The following is a 21,494-nucleotide window of genomic DNA, read 5'->3' as shown; positions in this document are numbered from 1 at the left end:
TGCTTTCCACGCTCTGACGAGCAGTACTTGCAGCCTCCGACCCGGAAACCAGGCCGAGTAGTCAACGTTCCACCCATGAGCAACCAGCATCAGACGTTCGCTGATGAACTGGCCCCTGGACTGCCGAAGCAGCCTAGAAGTGCTCCTTAGAAAGGAGGTGATCCAGCCGCACCTTCCGGTACGGCTACCTTGTTACGACTTCGTCCCAATCGCCAGTCCCACCTTCGACAGCTCCCTCCCACAAGGGGTTGGGCCACCGGCTTCGGGTGTTACCGACTTTCGTGACGTGACGGGCGGTGTGTACAAGGCCCGGGAACGTATTCACCGCAGCAATGCTGATCTGCGATTACTAGCGACTCCGACTTCATGGGGTCGAGTTGCAGACCCCAATCCGAACTGAGACCGGCTTTTTGAGATTCGCTCCACCTCGCGGTATCGCAGCTCATTGTACCGGCCATTGTAGCACGTGTGCAGCCCAAGACATAAGGGGCATGATGACTTGACGTCGTCCCCACCTTCCTCCGAGTTGACCCCGGCGGTCTCCCGTGAGTCCCCAACACCCCCGAAGGGGCTTGCTGGCAACACGGGACAAGGGTTGCGCTCGTTGCGGGACTTAACCCAACATCTCACGACACGAGCTGACGACAGCCATGCACCACCTGTACACCGACCACAAGGGGGGCACCATCTCTGATGCTTTCCGGTGTATGTCAAGCCTTGGTAAGGTTCTTCGCGTTGCGTCGAATTAAGCCACATGCTCCGCCGCTTGTGCGGGCCCCCGTCAATTCCTTTGAGTTTTAGCCTTGCGGCCGTACTCCCCAGGCGGGGAACTTAATGCGTTAGCTGCGGCACGGACGACGTGGAATGTCGCCCACACCTAGTTCCCACCGTTTACGGCGTGGACTACCAGGGTATCTAATCCTGTTCGCTCCCCACGCTTTCGCTCCTCAGCGTCAGTATCGGCCCAGAGATCCGCCTTCGCCACCGGTGTTCCTCCTGATATCTGCGCATTTCACCGCTACACCAGGAATTCCGATCTCCCCTACCGAACTCTAGCCTGCCCGTATCGACTGCAGACCCGGGGTTAAGCCCCGGGCTTTCACAACCGACGTGACAAGCCGCCTACGAGCTCTTTACGCCCAATAATTCCGGACAACGCTTGCGCCCTACGTATTACCGCGGCTGCTGGCACGTAGTTAGCCGGCGCTTCTTCTGCAGGTACCGTCACTTTCGCTTCTTCCCTGCTGAAAGAGGTTTACAACCCGAAGGCCGTCATCCCTCACGCGGCGTCGCTGCATCAGGCTTTCGCCCATTGTGCAATATTCCCCACTGCTGCCTCCCGTAGGAGTCTGGGCCGTGTCTCAGTCCCAGTGTGGCCGGTCGCCCTCTCAGGCCGGCTACCCGTCGTCGCCTTGGTGAGCTTCTACCTCACCAACTAGCTGATAGGCCGCGGGCTCATCCTTCACCGCCGGAGCTTTCAACCCTCTCCCATGCGAGAGAGAGTGTTATCCGGTATTAGACCCCGTTTCCAGGGCTTGTCCCAGAGTGAAGGGCAGATTGCCCACGTGTTACTCACCCGTTCGCCACTAATCCACCCCGAAGGGCTTCATCGTTCGACTTGCATGTGTTAAGCACGCCGCCAGCGTTCGTCCTGAGCCAGGATCAAACTCTCCGTGAATGTTTTCCCGTTACCGGGATGAACACCACGAGAGCGGAACCAGGGAGAGGAATAATCCCCCCGGTTCACAGCGTCCTCGCTGTGCTGCCTGCACGGTCATGCCGTACAGGACTTTTTCAAAGGAACCTCAACTCACCGAAGTGAGTCGGGGTATCAACATATCTGGCGTTGACTTTTGGCACGCTGTTGAGTTCTCAAGGAACGGACGCTTCCTTTGTACTCACCCTTGCGGGCTTTCCTCCGGGCGCTTCCCTTCGGTGTTTCTTTTGTTCTTGCGTTTCCGACTCTATCAGACTCTTTCGTGTCCGATTTCCTCGGTGCCTTTCCGGTTCCCGCTCGGCCTTTCGGCTCTCGCGTTTCCCTTTCCGGCGGCTCCGACTTTATCAGAAGTTTTCGGCCGGTCTTACCGGCTGAGATTTCCGAGTGATCGGGGGTGGCTTCTCGATCAATGAAATTCAAGAAGCAGACAGACCCTAGCTGCCGCCGCTGAACCTTGTCCAGCTCTAGGCAACTGTTCGAATCTACCTCCCCAGGTCCTCCGTGTCAACGGTTTTTCCGGGGCGAAGAGGACAGTAGCAGCTCTGTGGGGCGTGACGCACATCAGGCCGCGCTGGGGGCCTGCGCGCTGCGGTCGGTCATGTCCAGGTCGCCGGTCTCACCGGTGCGTGTGGCGCGCCCGCCCAGGACGTAGACGTACGCCAGGAAGGCCAGCTCGGCAGCGATCCCGATGGTGATGCGGGCCCAGGTCGGCAGGCCCGAGGGCGTGACGAAGCCTTCGATGGCGCCGGACACGAACAGCACGAGGGCCAGCCCGATGGCCATGCCCAAGGCTGCGCGGCCCTCCTCCGCGAGGGCGATGCGGCGGCTGCGCGTACCGGGGTCGATGAATGTCCAGCCCAGGCGGAGGCCCGTGCCGGCGGCCACGAAGACCGCGGTCAGTTCCAGGAGGCCGTGCGGCAGGACCAGGCCGAGGAACGTGTCGAGGCGGCCGGCCGACGACATCAGACCGGCGCCCACCCCGAGGTTGAGCATGTTCTGGAAGAGGATCCACAGGACCGGGAAGCACAGGAAGGCGCCCAGGACGAGGCACATGGCCGCTGCCTGGGCGTTGTTCGTCCAGACCTGTGCGGCGAAGGAGGCCGCGGGATGGCTGGAGTAATACGTCTCGTACTCACCGCCGGGTCTCGTCATCTCGCGCAGCTCGTCGGGGGCCGCGATCGACGACTGCACCTCGGGGTGGGTGCCGATCCACCATCCGATGACGGCCGCGAGGACCGTCGAGAGCAGGGCGGTGGGGACCCACCAGTGGCGGGCTCGGTAGACCGCCGCGGGAAAGCCCCGGGTCAGGAAGTGGGTCACGTCCCGCCACGAGGCACGGCGGGTGCCTGTCACCGCGCTACGCGCGCGTGCCACCAGATTCGTCAGACGCCCGGTGAGCTGTGGATCAGGTGCCGTGGACTGGATCAGGGAGAGGTGGGTGGCGGTGCGCTGGTAGAGGGCGACGAGTTCGTCCACCTCGGCCCCCGAGAGCTTGCGCCGGTGGCGCAGCAGAGTGTCCAGGCGGTCCCACTCGGCTCGGTGGGCGGTCACGAAGACGTCGAGGTCCATCGGGTGGCTGCTCCTCGTACTGCGGCGCGTGATGGCTCAGCTTGGCAGACTGGTCAGTCCTACGGCAGGGCGGGGAAGGGCGGCGGTCGTGAGCGAGCTTGTGACAGGTGAGGCGGTGGCGCTGGAGCTGCGTCCGGCGAAACTGCCCAGCCGGGCGTTGGCCCTGGTGATCGACCTGGCCGTGGCCTGGGGGGTCTATCTGGGCGTGACCATCGGGATCGTGGCCTCCACCGCTTCCCTGGACGACGCGGCGGCTGCCGCGGTGGCGGTCGCCAGTTTCCTGCTCATCCTCGTCGGCATTCCGATCGCCGTGGAGACGCTCAGCCATGGACGGTCGCTCGGGAAACTGGCGTGCGGGCTGCGGGTGGTGCGGGACGACGGTGGACCGATCCGGTTCCGGCACGCGCTGGTGCGGGGGGCCATGGGGGTCGTCGAAATCCTCATGACGTTCGGAGTGGTCGCTTGTATCGCGTCGCTCGTTTCCGCACGCGGACGGCGGCTCGGGGATGTTTTCGCGGGCACGTTGGTCGTGCGTGAGCGGGTTCCCGCGGGGCGCGCGGCTTTCGTTCCTCCGCCGCCGCCCTGGCTCGCCGGTCGGTTCGCCGGGGCTGATCTGTCCGCTGTCCCCGAGGAACTGTGGCTGTCCATTCGGCAGTACCTGACGCGCATGGGACAGCTCGACCCGCAGGTGGGCCTGGCGGTGGCGGGGCGGTTGGCCGGCGAGCTTGCCGCGCGTACGGGGGCCTCGGTGCCGCCGGACGTGCCGCCGGCCGCGTATCTGGCGGCCGTCGTGCACGAACGGCAGACGCGGGACGCGCAGCGGGCCTTCGGCGGGGCGGCTGAGGCTTTCGGAGCTGCCGGTGCCATGGGTGCCAGCGGTGCCACTGGTGCCGACGGCGCTTCCGGTGCTGCTGATGCCAGCGGTGCCGTCGGTGGAGATGTCGCCGGCGGCGGTGTCGTCGGTGGTGGGCAGCCGTCGTGGCCCGCTCCTGGTCGCGCGCCCCAGCCGCATTCGCCGGCTGCCGCGAGCCCGGTGGGCCCGCCGGGCGGCGGTGAGGCGCCGGCCGCTCCCGCCACGGGGTTCGTGCCGCCCGCCTAGACCGCGTCGGCCGGTGCCGCGGCGGGTGGGCGTCAGGCGAAGGTGGACGGCGGGGTTTCGAGGTCTTCGAGCTCGATGCCGGGGGCCGCGACAACCACGTCGCCGGCGATGTGGATCGCGTGCTGCTCGCCCGTGTCCAGGGCTGTGACCTGGTATTCGTCCACGGTCAGCGGGCCGTTGTCAGTGGGGTGTGCTTCTCTCTTCAGCAGGGCCCAGGACTGGTCGAGGGTGCGGGGGGCGAGGACCGGGTCCGTGAAGGCGACCAGGCGGACGCGGGTCGCGGGGGAAGCGGGGGCGAGGCGCAGCAGCCTGGCCGTCGCGATGAGGAAGGCGGGGGATGTGCCGGTGAAGGCGTGGGCGGGGGCGTTGTCCTCGGTGGCGTGTGCGTGGGTGGGGTCGGTGCGGACCCAGGTGACGCCGTTGAGGGCGGCGGCGCGGACCTGCCAGTCGCCCGCGTGGAGTTCGAGACGGATGGGGCGGCCTCGGTCGTCGAGCGCGAGGTCGACGGAGCCCGCCCGGGGGTTCGTGGGGGTGGTGCGTTGGGCGACGTAGCGCCAGCCCGAGGGGCCGGGGGCGCAGTGGAAGTGTTCTTCACCGAGGGGGGTGTGATCGTGCACGTCATGGAGCGAATATCGGCCGCGGGGCATGGGCTTGAGTCCTCGGTCAGGTGGCGTCAGGTGGGGCGGGTCTGATCCGTGCGGGTCCACGCGGGGCGGATCCGCGCGGGCCTGATCGTCCGGGCCAGGGTATGGAGCAGGCCCCCGCCATGTGGCGAGGGCCTGCTGAGGGGGACTGCCCGTCTGCCCGGCCACCGCGGGCCGACCGCCGGCTGGTCAGCGATGCGGTGGCCGCAGCCGGTGAATGGCGCTGGGCCGCAGCCGGTCAGCGGTGCGGTGGCCGCGACCGGTAAGCGGTGCCGCGCCGCAGTCGGTAAGCGGTTGCGGCGCCGCGCCGCAGCCGGTCGGCGGGGTGGCGACCGACGGCCGGTGACTGTGCGGTGAGACCGGACCCGGCGGCGAGTTCACCACCGGACCGGCGACAGCCGTGGGCCCACGCACGACACCGGGCCCACAACCGGACCTGCCGCGGCGGCACCACGACCGAACCAGCCGCAGCCGTCCAGCCGCGGCCGACCGTCGGCGGCCTCAGCCGACCAGCGGCGGCCGGAGCTGGGCGCGGCGGTCGGGGTGGGCCGTCGGCAGCCGTGGCCGGCGACGGCTCCCGGGGCCGTCGGCGGCGCCCGTCAGTAGCGGTAGTGGTCCGACTTGTACGGGCCCTCGACCTTGACGCCGATGTACGAGGCCTGCTCGGGGCGGAGCGTCGTGAGCTTCACGCCGAGCGAGTCGAGGTGGAGGCGGGCGACCTTCTCGTCCAGGTGCTTGGGGAGGACGTAGACGTCGGTCGGGTACTCCTCCTGCTTGGTGAAGAGCTCGATCTGGGCCAGCGTCTGGTCCGCGAACGAGTTGGACATCACGAAGGAGGGGTGACCGGTCGCGTTGCCCAGGTTGAGCAGGCGGCCCTCGGACAGCACGATCAGGACCTTGCCGTCGGGGAAGGTCCACGTGTGGACCTGCGGCTTGACCTCGTCCTTGACGATGCCCGGGATGGCGGCGAGGCCGGCCATGTCGATCTCGTTGTCGAAGTGGCCGATGTTGCCGACGATGGCCTGGTGCTTCATCTTGGCCATGTCCGAGGCCATGATGATGTCCTTGTTGCCCGTCGTGGTGACGAAGATGTCGGCCTTGTCGACGACCTCGTCCAGCGTCGTGACCTGGTAGCCGTCCATCGCCGCCTGGAGCGCGCAGATCGGGTCGATCTCGGTGATGATCACGCGGGCGCCCTGGCCGCGCAGGGACTCCGCGCAGCCCTTGCCCACGTCGCCGTAGCCGCAGACGACGGCGGTCTTGCCGCCGATCAGGACGTCGGTGGCGCGGTTGATGCCGTCGATGAGGGAGTGGCGGCAGCCGTACTTGTTGTCGAACTTCGACTTCGTCACGGCGTCGTTCACGTTGATCGCCGGGAAGAGGAGGACGCCGTCACGCTGCATCTCGTAGAGCCGGTGGACGCCGGTCGTGGTCTCCTCGGTCACGCCGCGGATCTCCGAGGCGAGCTGGGTCCACTTCTGCGAGCCCTCGCTGATGGTGCGGTTGAGGAGCTGCAGGATGACGCGGTGCTCGTCGTTCTCGGCGGTCTCGACGGCCGGGACCTTGCCGTCCTTCTCGTACTCGACGCCCTTGTGGACCAGGAGCGTGGCGTCGCCGCCGTCGTCCAGGATCATGTTCGGGCCGCCGGTGGGGGTGTTCGGCCAGGTCAGCGCCTGCTCCGTGCACCACCAGTACTCCTCGAGGGTCTCGCCCTTCCAGGCGAAGACCGGGACGCCCTGGGGGTTGTCCGGGGTGCCGTTCGGGCCGACCGCGATGGCGGCGGCGGCGTGGTCCTGGGTGGAGAAGATGTTGCAGGAGGCCCAGCGGACCTCGGCGCCGAGGGCGACCAGGGTCTCGATGAGCACGGCGGTCTGCACGGTCATGTGCAGGGAGCCGGTGACGCGGGCGCCGGCGAGGGGCTGCGCCTCGGCGTACTCCTTGCGGATCGACATCAGGCCGGGCATCTCGTGCTCGGCGAGCGTGATCTCCTTGCGGCCGAAGTCGGCGAGGGAGAGGTCGGCGACCTTGAAGTCCTGGCCGTTGGTGGCAGTGGTCATGGTGTGAGCTGCTCCTCGTGGATGGGTCGAGGGGTGGGCATGGCTGATCTGCGGCGTCGGGTACAAGGGTGCACCGGCGCGCGCAGCGCAGTCCGTCGGAGGCCCTCTCTCCCTCGGCCGGTCCGTGCGAGGACCGCCCGACCGCCATCAGCAGCGACGTCTGGCTCGGTCACCAAGCTACACCGGGAGGCCCCGCGAGCCCCAGCCCGCCTTCGGGCGGGCGGCCGTCGGCGGGCGGAACGAGACACGGGAGGGGCCCCGCGCCGGCCCGGACGCCCGTGGCGTCCCTGCGCGGTGCGGGGCCCCTCCCCTTCGCGTCCTGCGTCAGCCGGGTCAGTGGCCGCCCGGGGCCTTCGCCGGGTTCTGGCCCGCGGCGGCGGCGCTCTCGCTGTAGATGTCGGGCTCCAGGTAGATCACGCGGGCGATCGGGACGGCGGCGCGGATGCGCTCCTCCGCCGCGTTGATGGCGGCGGCGACCTCGCCGGCGGTGTCGTCGTGCTGGACGGCGATCTTCGCGGCGACGAGGAGTTCCTCGGGGCCGAGGTGGAGCGTGCGCATGTGGATGACGCGGGTGACGGTGTCGCCGTCGACCAGGGCCTTCTCGATCTTCTCGACCTCCGCGGCGCCCGCGGACTCGCCGAGCAGCAGCGACTTCGTCTCGGCGGCCAGGACGATCGCGATCACGATGAGCAGGACACCGATGCAGAGCGTGCCGATGCCGTCCCAGACGCCGTCGCCGGTGGCCAGGGCGAGACCGACGCCGCCGAGGGCGAGGATCAGGCCGACGAGCGCGCCGAGGTCCTCCAGGAGGACGACGGGCAGCTCCGGGGCCTTGGCGCGGCGGACGAACTGCGTCCAGGTGAGCGTGCCGCGCGTCGCGTTGGACTCCTTGATGGCGGTCCGGAAGGAGAAGCTCTCCGCGATGATCGCGAACACCAGGACCCCGACGGGCCAGTACCAGTGCTCCAGCTCGTGCGGGTGCTTGATCTTCTCGTAGCCCTCGTAGATCGCGAACATGCCGCCGACCGAGAAGAGGACGATGGAGACGAGGAAGGCGTAGATGTACCGCTCGCGTCCGTAGCCGAACGGGTGCTGCGGGGTCGCCTCGCGCTGTGCCTTCTTGCCGCCGAGGAGGAGCAGTCCCTGGTTGCCGGAGTCGGCGAGGGAGTGGACGCTCTCGGCGAGCATCGACGAGGAGCCGCTGAAGATGAACGCGACGAATTTCGCCACCGCGATCGCGAGGTTCGCGGCGAGTGCCGCGACAATCGCCTTTGTTCCGCCTGACGCGCTCATGAGTGCCCGGGGTCCCTTCGCTTCCGTACGTTCTCGGCCGTTGTCGGCGGGCAGTGCTTTGCCCGGCCTTTGCGGTGGGTCATTGTTGCAGCACGCGGGGGTGCTGACGCGTCAGGCCACCACAGCGGCGCGGAAAAGCGTGCCGGGTCCGGACACTTCGGCCTTTTCGCCCGCGGGGACGAACGCGGACTCGCCCGGTCCCAGCGCCAGTTCGCCCGCGCGGACCGTGCCCGCGGTGCAGAGCAGGATCTGCGGGGTGCCCGCGGTGAGGTCGTGCGGGGCGGCGCCCTCGGGCAGGACGTACCGGGAGAGGCGGAACTCGTCGATGGGGGTTTCGTAGACCTCCTCGCCGTCGGACGAGGCCTCGGGGCGCAGGATTCCCGGGTCGGTGGGCTCGAAGCGGACGATGCGCAGGAGTTCGGGGACGTCGACGTGCTTGGGGGTCAGGCCGCAGCGCAGGACGTTGTCGCTGTTGGCCATGATCTCGACGCCGAGTCCGTCGAGGTAGGCGTGCGGGACGCCGGCGCCCAGGAACAGGGCCTCGCCCGGTTGGAGCCGTACGTGGTTGAGGAGCATCGCGGCGATGACGCCGGGGTCGCCGGGGTAGTGGTGGGCGATGCCGGCGTAGGGGGCGTAGGCGCCGCCGAGGCGTCGGGCGGCGGCCGCGACCTCGGTGACGGTCTCGGCCATCTGTTCGGGGTCGGCGGTCAGCACGGCCGTCAGGACCTCGCGCAGGGCGCTGTCCTCGGGGTGGGCGCGCAGCAGGTCGACGTACGGCTTGAGGGAGTCGACGCCCAGGCCCTCGAACAGGTCCGCGGTGTCGTCGGGGGCGCGGAAACCGCACAGGCCGTCGAACGGCGTGAGGGCGCAGATCAGTTCGGGCTTGTGGTTGGCGTCCTTGTAGTTGCGGTGCGGGGCGTCGATCGGGACGCCGCGGCGCTCCTCGTCCTCGTAGCCCTTCTTGGCCTGCGCGAGGTCGGGGTGGACCTGGAGGGAGAGCGGGGCGCCCGCGGCGAGGAGCTTGAGCAGGAAGGGCAGGCGGGGGCCGAACTTGTCGGCCGCGGCCTGGCCGAGCTCGCGCTCCGGGTCCGCGCCGATGACCTCGTCGAGCGTGCCGCGTCCGGTGCGCGAGGGCGCGCCCGGGTGGGCGCCCATCCACATCTCGGCCTGCGGTTCACCGCTCGGCTCGGCGCCGGTGAGCTCCGCGATGGCGGTGGTGGAACCCCAGGCGTAGGGGCGGATGGTGTTGGTGAGGCGGTCCACGGAGGGGCCCTCCCTTACGTACGCGAATGCTGGACTGCGGGGTCGACCGGTGGCGGCACGGCGCTGGACCGCGGGGTCATGATCAGTCGCTGCCGGCGAGCGACAGGTAAACGGCGGTGAAATCCGTGATGCCGATCAGGTCGGCGAGGGCGTCGAGTCCTTCGCCGTCCTCCGGTTCCAGTTCGCTGAGCGCGACGTCGTGGCCGTGGGCCAGTTCGCGCGCCGCGGGGGCCGCGGTGAGGCCGCCGGCGTCCACCGGACGGTCGCGGAGCAGCACCACGCGGGCGCGCAGGGCCGCCGGGTCGTCGACGCGGTCGCGGAAGAAGTCGTCGGTGTCGTCGCCGCCGGCGGGGTTGCCCGCGAGGAGGGCGCCGTGCGCGGGCAGGGCCTCGGGCAGTTCGGCGGCGAGGGCGGCGTGCCCGGCGAGTTCGGCGAGGGTGGCGGCGAAGCGGCGGCCCGCGACGTCGGCCGTGGGGCCCTCGGTCCAGATCAGCGGGAGGGCGTCGGCCAGCTCGGCGGCGAGGGTCTTGGCGGGGTTGCTGTACGTGGCGACGGCGGGGCCGCAGCGTTCGGCGACGCGGTCGAGGCGGTCGGCGAGCCGTTGCAGGGCGTCGACGGGGGCGGCGGTGAGGCCGGTGCGGTCCATGAGCACGAGGAGCGGGACGAGGAGCGCCCACAGGGTGCCGGGGGCGCCGGGGGCGGCTTCGTCCTCGACGCGGCGTGCCTCGTACGAGACGGCGGCGCGCGCGGCCTCGTCGTGCCCGCCCTCGTAGGAGCCGTAGGGCGAGGCCGCCATGGGGACGGTGAGGCCGTGGCTGCCCTCCACGCTCTCGGCGATCGGGGTGCGGGCGGGGGCGACCGCGACGACCGTGCAGCCGCGGCGGTAGGCCTGCTCGGCGAGGAGCGAGAGGCCCGGTTCGGAACCGTCCGGGGTCGCGATGAGCAGCAGGTCCACCGGGCCGACCCAGCCGGGCAGCGCCCAGCGCAGGGCGCCCGCGGCGGGGGCGACGCCGGTCGGGGCGAGGCGGATGACGGGGCAGGCGGCGCTGACCAGGCCGTCGAGGACGTTGGCCACGCAGGCGGCGGCGGTGCCGGGGCCCGCGATCAGGATGGCGCGGGGGCGGCCGTCCGGCTTGAGTTCCGTGAGCCCGGCCTCGGTGGCGTGGCGGATCGCGGTGCGCACGCGGGCGCCCGCCTCCGCGGCGCCGCGCAGCAGTCCGCGGCGGTCGGCGCGGGCCAGCGCCTCCGGGTCTTCCAGCAGCGACTCGTCGAGCATGGGTCAGGCCTCCGATCGCCGTGCGCGGCTTCCTGCACGGCGTTGTCGTGCGGGGCGCATCGCCGGTCCGTCCAGCGGCCGGCGCTTCCTGCGCGGTGCGGTGTCACGCGGCACGTGCGCCGTTCCCTTCGGGCGGGCGCTCCCCGGACCGGCGTGCGCCGCCGCGCGGGGCGCTCGCGCCGTGCGTGGGTCGTGCCGTGCGCGAGAGGGGTTCCCTGCCGTGAGGCAGGGCTCCCGTGCCGTTACGCGGGGCGGCGGGCCTCGTCGACCAGGAGGACGGGGATGCCGTCGCGGACCGGGTAGGCGAGGCCGCACTCCTTGGCGTCCGCCGTGCAGACCAGCTCGGTCTCCGTCTCGTTGAGGGGAGCGTGGCAGGCCGGGCAGGCGAGGATCTCCAGGAGGCCGGCTTCGAGCGCCATGGGGGTGGGTCCCTTCGAGCTGATGTGGTGGGTTTCCGCGGTCCCGCGGCACCGGTGGTGCGGGGCAGGACGCGGCCCGGTCAGCCTACCTCCGTGCGGGGCGCGGCGTGGGGACGGACCGAAGCCCGCCCCCACGGGACCGAAGCCCCCGCCCTCGGGCACTCTGCCCCTTGTCCGCTCAGCCGCGGATGATCGCCAGCGCCTCGTCGCGGACCTTCGCCATCGTGGCCTCGTCGCGGGCCTCGACGTTGAGCCGCAGCAGGGGCTCGGTGTTGGAGGCGCGGACGTTGAACCACCAGTCGGCCGCGGTCACCGTGAGGCCGTCCAGCTCGTCCAGGGTGACGCCGTCCCGGCCCTCGTACGCCGTCTTGATCGCGGCGAGGCGGGCGGTCTGGTCGTCGACCGTGGAGTTGATCTCCCCGGAGCCCGCGTACCGGTCGTACTGCTGGACGAGGGCGGAGAGCGTGCCCTGCTGGCCGCCGAGGGCCGCGAGGACGTGGAGGGCGGCGAGCATGCCCGTGTCCGCGTTCCAGAAGTCCTTGAAGTAGTAGTGCGCGGAGTGCTCGCCGCCGAAGATCGCGCCGGTCTTGGCCATCTCCTCCTTGATGAAGGAGTGGCCCACGCGCGTGCGCACGGGCGTGCCGCCGCTCTCCTTGACGACCTCCGGGACGGACCAGGAGGTGATCAGGTTGTGGATGACCGTGCCCTTGCCGCCGTGGCGGGCCAGCTCGCGGGAGGCGACCAGGGCGGTGATGGCCGAAGGGGAGACCGGGGCGCCGTTCTCGTCGACCACGAAGCAGCGGTCCGCGTCGCCGTCGAAGGCGATGCCGAGGTCGGCGCCCTCGGCGCGGACACGCTCCTGGAGGTCCACGATGTTCGCCGGGTCCAGGGGGTTCGCCTCGTGGTTGGGGAAGGTGCCGTCCAGCTCGAAGTACATCGGGACGAGGTCGAGCGGCAGGCCCTCGAAGACGGTGGGGACGGTGTGCCCGCCCATGCCGTTGCCCGCGTCGACCACGACCTTCAGGGGGCGGATGGCGGTCAGGTCGACGAGGCCGCGCAGGTGCGCCGCGTAGTCCGTCAACGTCTCGCGCCGCGTGAGAGTGCCCGCGTCCGCCGCGTCCTCGGGGGCGCCGGACTCCAGCCAGCCCTCCACCAGGGCGCGGATCTCGCCGAGGCCGGTGTCCTGGCCGACCGGGGCGGCGCCCGCGCGGCACATCTTGATGCCGTTGTACCGGGCGGGGTTGTGCGAGGCCGTGAACATCGCGCCCGGCAGGTTCAGCGCGCCCGAGGCGTAGTAGAGCTGGTCGGTGGAGCAGAGGCCGATCTCCGTGACGTCCACGCCGCGGGCCGCGGCGCCGCGCGCGAAGGCCCGCGAGAGGCCGGGCGAGGAGGGCCGCATGTCGTGGCCGACCACGATCGCGTCGGCGGACGTGACCTGTGCGAAAGCCGCCCCGAACAGCTCGGCCATCGACTCGTCCCACTGATCCGGGACCACCCCGCGGACGTCGTACGCCTTCACGATCTGGGACAGATCAGCAGTCACGGCCAACCCTCTCTGGAGATTCTGTGAGCTCAGTGGTCCCCGGGCCCTCGTCGGCCCCCGGGAGTCGCGTCAATCCTTCCCCACGTCGGTCACCCCACGTCGGGCACTCCAAACTACCCGCAACGGCCGACGGTGAACGGCGCCACTCACGGCAGCGTCCAGCCGAGCACCGCCGTGCTCTGGCCGACCACGACCAGGCACATCACCAGGAGCAGTCCGAGGCTCCACGGCAGGACCTTGCGGAGCAGGTCGCCCTCCCTGCCCGCGAGTCCGACGGCGGCGCAGGCGATCGTCAGGTTCTGCGGGGAGATCATCTTGCCGAGGACGCCGCCGGAGCTGTTGGCGGCGGCGAGCAGTTCCGGCGAGAGGCCCGCCTCCTTGGCCGCCGTCACCTGGAGCGCGCCGAAGAGGGCGTTGGCGGAGGTGTCGGAGCCCGTCACGGCCACGCCGAACCAGCCGAGCACCGGCGAGAGGAAGGCGAGGCCCGCGCCCGCGGCGGCCACGTAGTGCCCGATCGTGGCCGCCTGGCCCGAGAGGTTCATGACGTACGCGAGGGCGAGCACGGATGTCACGGTGAGGATCGCGAAGCGCAGTTCGTGGACGGTGGCCGCCCACTCCCGTGCCGCCACGCGCGCGTGGACGCCGATCACGGCCGCCGTGGCCGCGCCCGCGAGCAGCACGAGCGTGCCGCCGGTCGACACCAGGGGCAGTGAGAAGACGTTGCCGCCGACCGGGTGGCCCGAGGGGTCGGCGACGTCGAGGAAGGGCCAGTCGAAGGTCCGCGTCGCCCTGGCGAGAAGGTCCTTCACGGCGGGGATCTGGGCGAGCGAGAAGACGGCGACGATGAGGGCGTACGGGGCGTAGGCGCGCAGCACCTCGGGGCGCGGGTCGTCGTGGTCGAGGTCCTCGCTGCGTACGCCGGTGAGGACCGTCGCGCGGACCGGCTCGGCGGCGGGCCTGCGCGCATGCGGCACGGCCACCAGGGCGCCCGCGCCGACCAGGGCCGCCCCGATGTCGGCCAGCTGGGCGGAGACGTAGTTGGAGGCGGCGAACTGGGCGGCGGCGAACGCGAAGCCGCAGGCCAGGGCGGGCACCCAGGTCTCGCGGAGCCCGCGCCGCCCGTCCACGAGCCAGACCAGGAGCAGCGGTACGACCAGGGCGAGCAGCGGGGTCTGGCGGCCGACGACCGTGGCGACGGTGTCCAGCGGGAGGCCCGTCACCTGGGCCAGCGTCACCACGGGGGTGCCCATGGCGCCGAAGGCCACGGGCGCGGTGTTCGCGACGAGGGCGACGACGGCGGCGCGCACCGGGTCGAAGCCGAGGGCGACGAGCATGACGGCACAGATCGCGACGGGCGCCCCGAAGCCGGCGAGGGCCTCCAGGAGCGCCCCGAAGCAGAAGGCGACGACGAGCGCCTGGACGCGGGGGTCGTCGGAGAGGCGGCCGAAGGAGCGGCGCAGGATGTCGAAGTGCCGGGTGCGGACCGTCATGCGGTGGACCCACAGGGCGTTCACCACGATCCACAGGATGGGGAAGAGGCCGAAGAGGACGCCCTGGGCGGCGCTGGAGGCGGTCTGGCCGAGTGGCATCCCGTAGCCGAGCCAGGCGACGAGGACGGCGACCGCGAGCCCGATGAGTCCCGCGCGGTGGGCCTTCATGCGGACGGCGCCGAGCAGGACGAGGACGGTCAGGAGGGGCAGGGTCGCGACGAGGGCGGACAGGCCGAGCGAGTCGGCGACGGGCTCCAGTTGCTGCACGAACAAGGGACGCCTCCCGGGCTGTGGGTGGCGAAATCGTCGTGGCGGCGGTGAACGGGCGTCAACGAGCGGGACGGAGTGGATCTCGTGAAGGCCGCCCCTGGCAGGGAGCTTCGGCGGCGTCAGGAACGCGGGGCGTCAGGAGCCCGAGGCGTCAGGGTGTCCGGGACGTCAGATGCCCGAGGCGTCAGGAGTCCGGTGATCGCAGCACCCTGAGATGGCCCCTGCGGGCGACCTCCATGGGGTCCGCGGCGCGCGGCGCGCCGCCCTCGGCGGCCCGGTCCTGCGGGCGCGCGGCCTCACGCACGGCGTTGGCGAGCGCTTCGAGGTCGTCGCCGGAGGGGCGCGCCGGGCCGGAGGCGTGGGCGAGCCTGACGACCTCCCAGCCGCGGGGCGCGGTCAGGCGCTCGGAGTGCTCGGCGCACAGGTCGTAGCAATGGGGTTCGGCGTAGGTGGCGAGGGGGCCGAGGACCGCGGTCGAGTCGGCGTAGACGTACGTCAGCGTCGCGACGGCGGGACGGCCGCAAGCGGTGCGCGAACAGCGACGTACAGGGCTCACAGCGTTGGACGGTACCGCACTCTTGAGCGGGCCGCGACGACTCTCGACGACGTCACCCCACCGTGTCGCGTCGTGCCCCTGCGCCGGGAGTGACCCTGGCGCACCTCGTTGACCTGCGGTGACGCCGGTGACTACCGGGGCTGGTGGTGTTGAATCCGGTCACCACATGGCGCGAATCGAGTCATTTCGCACGGCCAGGACGGTCGCGGAGAGATACGTAATCGAGTCCAACCCGGGCATGAGCGGTCAGGAAGCGACATGCCGCGCTCCGTACGGAAAGGGCGATCTAGAGGACTACGCTGCGTCAGTGATGGACGACCCCGTAAAGCCCCCCTCCGGAGAACCGAGGCCCCGCCGTCGCGACCGCCACGGCAGGGGCATGCGCGGCCCCGTGGCGCCGCCGCAGGTACCGCTCTCGGCGAGCCGCGCCGAGGTCTTCTCGGACCTCGTGCACGACTCCGTGGAGCGTCTCGAACGGCGCTGGCCGCAGCTCGCGGACATCGACTTCCTCGTCCTGGAGGTGCCGCCCCTCGGTGGCGCCGGCGGCCAGGACGGGGAGTGGCGCGACGAGGTGGTGCCGCTCGGCGGCGCCATCACGGCGGCCGAGGGGCAGCCCGCCCGCGTGGTGATCTACCGCCGCCCGGTGGAGATCCGCACCAAGGGACGCGACGAACGCGCGGCCCTGGTGCACGAGGTCGTCGTCGAGCAGGTGGCCGACCTGCTCGGCCTCTCCCCCGAGTCGGTCGACCCGCGCTACGGCGACGAGGACTGAGAGCCCGTCTCCCGCCCCCGGCAGGCCCCGGCCGGCCGCGCCCCGCACCGGGCTACTTCTGCAGCACCCTCAGATCCCGCTCCGCCTCGGGCACCGAGACGGTCCCCCGGTCGTCCGGCAGCGTCTGGACGGTGAACATCGGGATGCCTCCCTCGGGCAGGGCCAGCATCCGCGAGCCGTGGACCGGCCCGCCGGAGACGGTCTCCACCGTGAGGGCGTACGTGCCCTTCAGGCCCTGCGGCTTCGGCGGGTCGACCGCCAGGGTCGTGCCGCCCTTGACCGTGTACGTCTTCGTGGCGGGCGAGCCGCCCTCGGTGCCCGGTGAGGCCGTCACCCTCACCTCCGCCGACTTCTCCGGCGCCACGAGGGAGAGCGTCGATCCCTTGGCGCGGTTGTCGGCGACCGTCGACCGCGCGGCGACCGGCGCGGTCGCCGGGATGAACGCCGTCTCCTGACTGCCGCCCTTCCCGCGGGTGACGCGCAGGGCGGCCACCACGGGCACCGCCTTGTCGGTCGGCGAGAGCAGCAGCGAACCGGCCTCTCCCTTGGTGAGGTCATCGAGGTCGACGGCGGCCGTCATCCCGCCCTTGACGTGCAGGGACTCATGTCCCGCCGGGGTGATCGCGCCGGTCGGCGAGGCGAGCTGGATCTTCAGGTCCGCGTCCTCGGAACCCGGCGCGAAGGCCACGAGCCGCACCGAGGTGGCGTCCTTCGGGATGCCGGGCAGGACCGCGCTGCTCGCCGGGTCCGCCGCGGCGGCCAGCCAGTCGCCGCCCAGCTTCTCGTCGGAGGACTGCACGGCCGCCGCGACCCGGCCGGTGCGCGCGGTCACGTGCATCGTGAGGTTCGGGTACGCCTTGTCGGCGAGCGTGGAGAGCAGCACGGGGACGCTGGAGTGCGGCTGGACCTGGATGTTCTCGCCGACCTCGGAGGTGACCTCGCCGTCCGGGCCGAACAGCTCGACGTCGACGACGGCCGCGGAGTCGTCCGGGTTCGTCAGGTGGATGTAGTCGCTGCGCTCCTTGGCGGAGCTGGCGCCGGGGAACCAGAAGTCGGTGTCGGGCGCGGTGCAGTTGACGCCCTGGGCGCCGCGTCCGCTGCCCGCGGCGTACGTGGTGGTCTGCTGGACGGTCCAGCCGGGGGCGAGCGGGCCGTCGGCGGTGCCGATGAGCGCGGGCGCCTCGGCTCCCGACTGCTCGCCGCCGACCGCCTCGCCCTGCTTCCGCTGGGTCAGGAAGGGCTTGGCGTCCTTGCCCTGCTTCTCGGGGGCGTCCGTGAGCTGCTTGTGGACCGGCACCATCTCCGCCTTGCCCTCGCCCTCGGCGCCGCTCGACTTCGGGGTGTACGCGGTGTACGTCGTCTCCGCGAGGTCGGAGCCGCTGGGCACCGGGCAGAGCAGGCTGGTGCGCTCGACGGGCAGCCGCGCGGCGGCCTTCGCCTCGCCGTCGTCCACGCCGCCGCCGGTCGACGCGGCGTACCCGGTGACGGCGCCGAGGGCGACGACCACGGCGATGAGGGACTGGGTGGTGCGGTTCACTGCTGGCTCCCGTCGGGGCGCTCACTGTCGGTGCCGTGGGGCGGCTGCGGCGGCGGGGGCGGCATCGGGGGCCGCCGCCGCTCGTAGGGGTCCTCGTAGGCGCCGCCGTACTGCTGCTCGCCTCCGTAGGCGCCGCTCGCCCCGCCGTAGGAGGCGTAGGGGTCGTACTGCCCGCTCTCGTGGGCCCCTTGGCCGCCTTGCTGGGCGCCCGGCAGATAGGCATCCGCCTGGTACGCGTCCGGCTGGTAGGCGCCCGGCTGGTAGGGCTGCTGTTCGTACGTCCCCGACGGGTACGGGCCGCTCTGGTAGTGCCCCGCGCCGTCGTGGCCGTCGTGCGCTCCCTGGTCGACGCCCACGGGGGCCGGCGCGTCCCAGCCCTGCTGGGGCGTGCCTTCATAGGCCTCGTTTCCGTGGGCCTCGCTCCCGTAGGGCTCTTCTCCGTAGGACCGCGTCTGCTGGTGCGGGACCGCGGCCGGGGGCGCGGGCGGTGCCTCCTGGTCCGCCTCCTGCGCCGCCTGCTCGCTCTGGGCCCGCAGCCTGCGCGCCCTGCGGCCCTCGCCCTCGGCCGCCCGGTCCGCGACGACGGGCTCCTCGGGCAGGTCGTCGTCGACGTCACGGCGGCGTCCCGGCAGGGCGAGGACGACGAGGACGACGGCGAGCGCGCCCTGCGCCCACAGCCAGGCGGTGCGGCCGATCGGCGCGTCGTAGGTGACGTCGAGGCGACCGCCCGCGGTGGGCAGCTCGAAGCCCTGGGCCCAGCCGTCCAGGGTGGTCCTGGGGAGCGGGCGGCCGTCGAGGGTCGCCGTCCAGCCGGGGGCCGCCGTGTCGGCGAGCCGCAGCACACGGCCCGACTCGCCCGAGGGGATCTTCGTGTGCAGTTCGACGGGGCCCGCGGCGACCGGCTCGGGGTCGCCCCCCTTCGGGACGATGGCGGCGCGCGACACCTGCCGGTCCACGCGCCACAGGGCGCTGCCGTCCTCCTGGCTGAGCCGGGTCAGGCCGGGCGTCGCGTCCAGGGTGCGGCTCATCTGCCGGGGCGCGCCCTCGCGTACGAGGACGTAGCGCACGGCGAAGCCGCCGAGCTGGTCGGCCTGGTCGGCGCCGGACCCCGCGACGAGGCGGGCGACGATCCTGTCGAGCCTGCCGTCGGCGCCGGCCGCCTCGGCCAGTTCGGCGTCGCCGAGCCGGGCGCCCGAGCCGCGGGCCAGCGTGTACGAGACCTGGGCGGCCGAATCGCTGTCGAGCACGAGGGTGCGGGCCTGGTCCTGGGTGCCGCTCTCCTCCGCGACGAACGCGGGCACCTGCACCGGGTCGCGCCGCTCCAGCGGTCCCTCGGCGCCGCGGATCATCCACCCGGCGGCGACGAGCAGTGGCCCGGCCGCCGCGGCGAACGCGATGAGCGCGGCCACCGGCTGGCGCCAGCCGAAGCTCTGCTCCGCGACACGCGCGCGTGCCCCGTCGGCGCCGAGCGCGGCGGCGGCGAGGAGCGCGATGCCGTAGGCCAGGGTGGCGGGTCCGGCCCACGCCGAGCCGTTCGACAGGGCGGCGAAGACCAGCGAGACCAGGGCCGCGCACCAGGCGGTGCGGACCGCGCGCTGCCGCTCGGTGCGGAGCAGGGCGCCGAGCGCGGCGAGGACGATGCCGACGAGCAGCAGTCCGTGCACGGTGCCGGGGCCGCCGGGGCTGGCGCCGAGCAGGTCGAGCGCGCTCGCGGAACCGGCGCCGAACTCCAGGCCGGCCTCGGTGAAGAAGCCGAAGGGCAGCAGCGTGAGCGACCAGGGCGCGAGGACGAGCAGCGGGGTGCCGAGTGCGGCGAGGAAGCGCGGTCCGTAGGCCGTGAGGTCGCGGCGGCGCACCACGAGGAGCGCGAGGCCGAGCACCAGGGCGATCGGCCAGACCACCGGGGTGAAGGCCGTGGCCAGGGTCAGGAGCAGGGTGTACGCCCAGGTGGCGCGCCAGGTGCCGCGCGCGTCGCCGGACGCGGCGAGGCCGCTCGCCGCGATGCCCGCGCGCGCGATGAGCGGCAGCAGGACGGCGAGGACCGCGGTGCCGATCCGCCCGCCCGCGAGCGCGCCCGTGGTGGCGGGCAGGAAGGCGTAGGCGATGGAGGCCCAGGCGCGCAGCAGCCGCGAGGTGACGAGCGGGCGCGAGGCGAAGTACGCGGCGAAGCCCGCGAGCGGCACGGAGGCGACGAGCAGCACGGTGACGGCGAGCCCGGTGGAGCCGAAGAGCAGCGAGGAGAGGGCGGCGACGAGTGCCACGTACGGCGGGGCGGACGCGGTGCCGCCCGTGCCGACGGGGTGCCAGCCGTCCAGATAGCGCGCCCACAGCTCCGCGGAGTCGGCGGGCGCGGGCAGCAGGGCGCCGCCGGCGAGGGCGCCGCCGCCGAGCAGGGCGCGGCAGGCGATGAGCGAGACGAAGAGCAGGACGACGAAGAGCACCGGGCCCGGTTTGCGGGCGACGCGCTTGAGGCGGGCGAACTGCTCGATCTCCAGGAAGTCGGCGTCGTCGCCGCCGGGTCCCGACTCGACGGCGCCGTGCCGTCCGGCGCCCGCCGGGGCCTCGGCGTCCGCGCTGCCGAAGAGGCTGCCCGCGGTCTGTTCGACCGTGGCCCGCACGGTCGCGCCCGGGGGCGGGAACAGGGCCCGCAGCTCACCGGCGTCCAGGGCCGACTTGCCGCGCTGTTTGCGGGCGGCCAGGATCCGTCCCGGCCGCAGGACCGCGGTCAGCAGGCCCGCGATCTCGTCGAGGGCCTGCCCGGGGGCCTTGCCGACGAGGTACACGAACGTGCGCAGGAGCGTGCCGAAGACGATTCTGACGAGCACCCAGGGCAGCACGGCCGACCGGGCGTTGACGAGCAGGGTGTAGACGGCGCCCGCCTTGTCCACGCGGTGCGGTGAGGTGGCGGTGCGGCCGACGCAGTCGACGGTGCGGCGCTCGCGCGAGGAGGCCTCGGCGTGCCGTACGACGGCGTCCGGGGCGACCAGGACGCGGTGGCCGGCGGCGTGGGCGCGCCAGCAGAGGTCGACGTCGTCGCGCATCAGCGGCAGGCCGCGGTCGAAGCCGCCGAGCTGTTCGTACACGTCCCTGCGGATGAGCATGCCCGCGGTGGAGACGGAGAGGACGGGCCGGACGTGGTCGTGCTGGCCCTGGTCCTGCTCGCGGCGGTCGAGGCCGGTCCAGCGGCGGCCGCTGTTGGCGATGGAGACGCCGACCTCCAGGAGCTGCCTGCGGTCGTACCAGCCGCGGAGTTTGGGGCCGACGATGGCGACGTCCTTGCCCAGCTCGCGTTCGTTCTCCACGGCGCGCAGCAGTTCGGCGAGGGCCTCGGGCTCGGGCGCGCAGTCGTCGTGCAGCAGCCAGAGCCACTGCACCGGCTCGCCGTGCGGCAGTTCGGGCAGGTCGTAGGCGTCGTCGCGCCAGGACCTGGTGGCGGGGTCCCAGCCGCTCGGCCGCTTCAGATACGGCAGCTCTTCGAGGGTCGGCACCCGGGCGGCGCGGACGGCTTCCTCGACGGCGGTGCCGAAACCGGAGCGCCGGGCGAGGTGCAGCACGTGGTCGGGGCCGAGGGCCTCGGCGACGAGGCGGGCGGAGTCGTCCGCGCTGCCGGTGTCGGCGGCCACGGCGTGCTGCACGGGCCGCTCCTGGCCGAGCAGCCCGGCCAGGGCGTCGGGCAGCCAGCGCGCGCCGTCGTGGGAGACCAGGACGGCGGTCACGACGTGCCGCGGGAACTCAGGGGCGGCAGCGTCGTGGTGGGCTGCCGGATGGCTGTGCACGGACATCGAGGTACGGGCCCCGGTTCGATGGACTGCGGTAAACGCCTGCGCCCTGCGGGGGCGTCGGGGCGTCTCGGACGGGGCCCCACACTAACGGCTGGCACCAGGACGGCCCGCCGCCTGTGGATAACCCACGGGTGACGGGCCGTTAGTCGCGGTCGGTGTGACGGTGATGTGTGCCGAATTGGTCGGCGGCACGGTCGTGTGTGTACG

14 protein-coding genes and 1 rRNA gene are annotated in these 21,494 nt (G+C 72.0%); 2 read left to right on the top strand and 13 right to left on the bottom strand.

Annotation, left to right across the window (positions count from 1 at the left end):
• Positions 1-150: 150 nt before the first annotated feature.
• Both DCW30_RS09470 and DCW30_RS09460 read right to left on the bottom strand, forming a co-directional pair.
• Positions 151-1,678: ribosomal RNA gene (locus DCW30_RS09470) — 16S ribosomal RNA — on the bottom strand.
• 600 nt (positions 1,679-2,278) lie between these two features.
• Positions 2,279-3,286, bottom strand: coding sequence for a stage II sporulation protein M (locus DCW30_RS09460; RefSeq protein ID WP_076685840.1), 1,008 nt, complete (start codon positions 3,284-3,286; stop codon positions 2,279-2,281).
• Between the two features lie 88 nt (positions 3,287-3,374).
• Between DCW30_RS09460 and DCW30_RS09455 the strand changes: the two genes are divergently transcribed.
• Positions 3,375-4,385: an RDD family protein gene (locus DCW30_RS09455; protein WP_076685839.1), complete on the top strand. Its 1,011-nt coding sequence runs from the start codon at positions 3,375-3,377 to the stop codon at positions 4,383-4,385.
• 32 nt (positions 4,386-4,417) lie between these two features.
• Here DCW30_RS09455 and DCW30_RS09450 read toward each other — a convergent pair whose 3' ends face one another.
• The 9 genes from DCW30_RS09450 to DCW30_RS09410 all read right to left on the bottom strand — a co-directional run bounded on the left by DCW30_RS09450 (position 4,418) and on the right by DCW30_RS09410 (position 15,196).
• A complete protein-coding gene (locus DCW30_RS09450) occupies positions 4,418-5,032 on the bottom strand; it encodes a hypothetical protein (RefSeq protein WP_076685838.1) in 615 nt (204 codons plus the stop codon).
• Between the two features lie 596 nt (positions 5,033-5,628).
• Positions 5,629-7,086: an adenosylhomocysteinase gene (ahcY, locus tag DCW30_RS09445; protein WP_076685837.1), complete on the bottom strand. Its 1,458-nt coding sequence runs from the start codon at positions 7,084-7,086 to the stop codon at positions 5,629-5,631.
• 333 nt (positions 7,087-7,419) lie between these two features.
• The gene (locus DCW30_RS09440) at positions 7,420-8,379 is read right to left on the bottom strand and encodes a cation diffusion facilitator family transporter (protein WP_076685836.1); all 960 of its coding nucleotides are present in this window, start codon (positions 8,377-8,379) and stop codon (positions 7,420-7,422) included.
• A gap of 111 nt (positions 8,380-8,490) precedes the next feature.
• Positions 8,491-9,642 carry a mannose-6-phosphate isomerase, class I gene (gene manA, locus DCW30_RS09435; protein ID WP_076685835.1) on the bottom strand — a complete coding sequence of 384 codons (1,152 nt, stop codon included), beginning with the start codon at positions 9,640-9,642 and terminating at the stop codon, positions 8,491-8,493.
• 82 nt (positions 9,643-9,724) lie between these two features.
• Positions 9,725-10,918, bottom strand: a complete 1,194-nt coding sequence (locus DCW30_RS09430) for an SIS domain-containing protein (protein WP_076685834.1) — start codon at positions 10,916-10,918, stop codon at positions 9,725-9,727.
• Between the two features lie 242 nt (positions 10,919-11,160).
• Positions 11,161-11,337, bottom strand: a complete 177-nt coding sequence (locus DCW30_RS09425; RefSeq protein WP_076685833.1) for a Trm112 family protein — start codon at positions 11,335-11,337, stop codon at positions 11,161-11,163.
• Between the two features lie 178 nt (positions 11,338-11,515).
• Positions 11,516-12,880, bottom strand: coding sequence for a phosphomannomutase/phosphoglucomutase (locus DCW30_RS09420; RefSeq protein ID WP_076685832.1), 1,365 nt, complete (start codon positions 12,878-12,880; stop codon positions 11,516-11,518).
• Between the two features lie 146 nt (positions 12,881-13,026).
• Positions 13,027-14,643 carry an L-lactate permease gene (locus DCW30_RS09415; protein ID WP_076685831.1) on the bottom strand — a complete coding sequence of 539 codons (1,617 nt, stop codon included), beginning with the start codon at positions 14,641-14,643 and terminating at the stop codon, positions 13,027-13,029.
• Between the two features lie 181 nt (positions 14,644-14,824).
• The gene (locus DCW30_RS09410) at positions 14,825-15,196 is read right to left on the bottom strand and encodes a DUF3499 domain-containing protein (protein WP_062778656.1); all 372 of its coding nucleotides are present in this window, start codon (positions 15,194-15,196) and stop codon (positions 14,825-14,827) included.
• A 310-nt stretch (positions 15,197-15,506) separates the two neighbouring features.
• Between DCW30_RS09410 and DCW30_RS09405 the strand changes: the two genes are divergently transcribed.
• Entirely contained in the window at positions 15,507-15,968 is a 462-nt protein-coding gene (locus tag DCW30_RS09405) for a metallopeptidase family protein (RefSeq protein WP_076685830.1), read from the top strand.
• Positions 15,969-16,020: 52 nt separating this feature from the next.
• Here the strand turns inward: DCW30_RS09405 and DCW30_RS09400 are convergent, their stop codons facing one another.
• Together DCW30_RS09400 and DCW30_RS09395 are read right to left on the bottom strand one after the other, a co-directional pair.
• Positions 16,021-17,505, bottom strand: coding sequence for a DUF5719 family protein (locus DCW30_RS09400; protein ID WP_076685829.1), 1,485 nt, complete (start codon positions 17,503-17,505; stop codon positions 16,021-16,023).
• Positions 17,502-21,287 (bottom strand): glycosyltransferase, encoded by a 3,786-nt coding sequence (locus tag DCW30_RS09395; RefSeq protein ID WP_076685828.1) that lies wholly within the window; start codon positions 21,285-21,287, stop codon positions 17,502-17,504. The genes DCW30_RS09400 and DCW30_RS09395 overlap by 4 nt, the downstream gene beginning before the upstream one ends.
• Positions 21,288-21,494: the final 207 nt, after the last annotated feature.

The sequence above is a fragment of the Streptomyces alfalfae genome (assembly GCF_004127445.1).
GTDB classification, from domain to species: Bacteria; Actinomycetota; Actinomycetes; order Streptomycetales; family Streptomycetaceae; genus Streptomyces; species Streptomyces alfalfae.
The sequence above is the reverse complement of the archived record's forward strand: the minus strand, read 5'-3'. Positions and strand labels throughout refer to the sequence as shown.

What these genes read in the sequence shown, in the direction of transcription:
- DCW30_RS09460 (WP_076685840.1), bottom strand. Translation starts at nt 3,286, where the DNA reads ATGGACCTCGACGTCTTCGTGACCGCCCACCGAGCCGAGTGGGACCGC.
- DCW30_RS09450 (WP_076685838.1), bottom strand. Translation starts at nt 5,032, where the DNA reads ATGCCCCGCGGCCGATATTCGCTCCATGACGTGCACGATCACACCCCC.
- ahcY (WP_076685837.1), bottom strand. Translation starts at nt 7,086, where the DNA reads ATGACCACTGCCACCAACGGCCAGGACTTCAAGGTCGCCGACCTCTCC.
- DCW30_RS09440 (WP_076685836.1), bottom strand. Translation starts at nt 8,379, where the DNA reads ATGAGCGCGTCAGGCGGAACAAAGGCGATTGTCGCGGCACTCGCCGCG.
- DCW30_RS09430 (WP_076685834.1), bottom strand. Translation starts at nt 10,918, where the DNA reads ATGCTCGACGAGTCGCTGCTGGAAGACCCGGAGGCGCTGGCCCGCGCC.
- DCW30_RS09425 (WP_076685833.1), bottom strand. Translation starts at nt 11,337, where the DNA reads ATGGCGCTCGAAGCCGGCCTCCTGGAGATCCTCGCCTGCCCGGCCTGC.
- DCW30_RS09405 (WP_076685830.1), top strand. Translation starts at nt 15,507, where the DNA reads ATGGACGACCCCGTAAAGCCCCCCTCCGGAGAACCGAGGCCCCGCCGT.
- DCW30_RS09395 (WP_076685828.1), bottom strand. Translation starts at nt 21,287, where the DNA reads ATGTCCGTGCACAGCCATCCGGCAGCCCACCACGACGCTGCCGCCCCT.